The organism is Alphaproteobacteria bacterium (assembly GCA_035625915.1).
Classification (GTDB): Bacteria; Pseudomonadota; Alphaproteobacteria; order JACZXZ01; family JACZXZ01; genus DATDHA01.
Map to the genome: position 1 here is coordinate 1 of DASPOR010000108.1, position 2466 is coordinate 2466.

Annotated in this window: 3 protein-coding genes; 1 reads left to right on the forward strand and 2 read right to left on the reverse strand. The window is 64.6% G+C overall.

The features are described from left to right. Together VEJ16_08745 and VEJ16_08750 are read right to left on the reverse strand one after the other, a co-directional pair. On the reverse strand, positions 1 to 338 hold a 338-nt coding region (locus tag VEJ16_08745), incomplete at its 3' end, for a DUF1028 domain-containing protein (GenBank protein ID HYB09744.1). A 29-nt stretch (positions 339 to 367) separates the two neighbouring features. Then, entirely contained in the window at positions 368 to 1333 is a 966-nt protein-coding gene (locus VEJ16_08750; protein ID HYB09745.1) for an arginase family protein, read from the reverse strand. 454 nt (positions 1334 to 1787) lie between these two features. Here VEJ16_08750 and VEJ16_08755 point away from each other — a divergent pair. Further along, positions 1788 to 2466: aminopeptidase P family N-terminal domain-containing protein (locus tag VEJ16_08755; GenBank protein HYB09746.1), on the forward strand; the 679-nt coding region annotated here is incomplete at its 3' end.

The window sequence follows — 2466 nt, forward strand, 5'->3', positions numbered from 1 at the left end:
ACGGCACCCTTGCCGACGTGAGCGCCCTTGTGCGCCATGCACTGCGGTCCGGTGAATTCGGCGACGCGGCCCGCCTGGTCCACGACGGCAAGCTGGCGCCAAGCGGCATTCGCTGTGGCACTCACCATGTCCGCGACGGTCTCTTTCGCCGTGCATCCCGCCTCGAGACGCCTCACGCCGAGCATCCCCAGTGTCGGGTCCGAGCGCGCTTGCGACAAGATGACGCCTCGGCCGGGCACCACGAACGGCACTCGCGCGCCCGACGCCATGCTCGAGGTGGCCAAGGCACAACCGAGCTCAAGAGTGCGGGGACAAAGGCCCGCGATCGAAAAGGTCATGGCTATATTCTCCCCAAGACAGGCCGTTTTTAGCTTCCCCGCTGCCGTGCGATGAGGCCGATCGCGTTCGCGACCAGCCGTGCTGCGGCAAGTGCGCCTTGCCGCTGAATGTCTCGCTCGGGCATGAACTCGACGAGATCGAAGGCGGCGATGCGTCCGCGCCGTGCCGCCCCGTGGAGAAGCTCGACCGCTTGCCAATAGCCGAGCCCGCCCGGTGCGGGACCGATGACGCCCGGAATGACGGTGGGGTCGAGCCCGTCACAATCGATCGTGATGAGGAGCTTGGCCCCCGAAGGAATGGCGTCGAGGGCCGCCTGGATGCCGTGGGCCGCGACCTCGCGCGCGGTGACGAAGGTAACGCCGGCGGCCGTGGCGTCCTCGAAGTCCGTGACTCGGGCGCTGCCGGTGCCACGGGCCCCCACCTGGACGATGCGCTCGATCCAGCCCATCTCACTCGCGCGACGCATCGTGGAAGAAAGGCCGAGGCGTATGCCATGGACCTCGTCGCGCCAGTCGATATGGGCATCGACCTGCAGCACGGTGAAGGTGCCGCGTCCCTCGAAGGCCTGGAAGAGAGGAATCGGCACCGAATCGTCGCCGCCCAGTACCACCGGCACAGCCCCACCGTCGAGCAATGTCCGGGTCGCCGCAACGATCTTGGCCCGGTTGCCAGCGGCATCATCGGGGTCTATTGCCAGGTCGCCGCAATCGACAGCGCTGACCCCGGGCGGCAGCATGCGCGCGCCCAGATCGAAATCCATGTGCTCGCGCGCACCCGACCAGTTGGCAATGCCAGCACGGATCGCCTGCGGAGCGCCGGCGCAATAAGCACCCACTGAAGGGTAGGGCGTTGCGGTGGCGGCACCGAAGATTGCGATGTTTGCGCCGGCGCCCTCGGCGAACGTTGCCGACGGCAAGCCGAGAAAGCTTGTCGCCGACGCAGCGCCGTAGATGCCGCTGAGTTCTGAGGATGTACGTGGCCGGTCCGCTGTCATCGTTGCCTTCCCGTTCGACCGGACCGCGCGAACGCAGTGAAGTTCACGGCCTTCATTACCCTGCCCATATCCCAGGCGCGTCCTTCCATGCCGATCCCATGCGGATTCGTTGACAACACGGCGATCGATTGCCTCCCGGCGAAAAAGCCCAAGGTATTGCCGACAGCGCCGGACATCAAGGAGCAGATGCGTAACTGCAACTGTTAGTGGTGGGTCGACACACGCGACAAGGCGCTTTCTCGTCGGACGGCCTGCCTCCTTCAATAAGGGAGGAAGCGCCGATCGGCTGTTGCGCGACCGGTCCTCCCTTTGTGATCCATGAGTGTCTCGGCAAATGCATTGTCCTATGCGATAAAACGGTTTGCGGTGTTGACGTGAACGGCGAAGCACTTGTCCTGGCGAAGGCTTGCGGCGGAATAACGCCCGCTTCGTTCATTGTGGGGAGGTGGACCATATGGCTTTGCATTTCGAGCGGGGCGAGTTCGCGGGCCGAATAGCCCGAGCGAGGGCAGCCTTGCGTGCGGCGGACTTGTCGGCGCTGATCGTCTTCGCACAGGAAAGCCACTATTATCTGACCGGATTCGATACCGGCGGCTTCGTCTTCTTCCAATGCGCGGTGTTGACGGCGGACGACCGGCCGATAACGTTGCTGACGCGCCGGCCGGATCTGGAACAGGCGCGGCGCACTTCCATCATCGAAGATATTCGCATCTGGTACGACAGGGAAGGCGTCGATCCGTCGGCCGACCTCAAAGCAATCCTTGAGGAGAAAAACCTCAAGGGCAGCCGCGTCGGCATTGAACTGAACACTTTCGGTCTCACGGGCCTCAACCACGAGCGTGTACGGCTCCGGCTTGAGGGTTGGTGTCAGCTCGTCGATGCGTCCAATCTGTTACGGGGTTTGCGGGCGATCAAATCGCCTGCCGAGATTACTTACGTACGGAAGGCGGCTTCCCTTGCCGACGAAGCGCTCCTTGCGATGCTTTCGGCGACGCGGCCAGGCGCTTTCGAGGGAAGCATCGCGGCCGCCGGCGCGAGCACGATCCTCGAGGGTGGCGGGGACCCGCCACCGTCCGGGCCGGTGTTGGGTTCGGGGGATCGAGCGTTGCTCGTGCGGAGTGCGACGGGCTATC

Bases quoted from the DNA above. Each gene is read 5' to 3' on its own strand.
- VEJ16_08750 (HYB09745.1), bottom strand. From the start codon at position 1,333: ATGACAGCGGACCGGCCACGTACATCCTCAGAACTCAGCGGCATCTAC.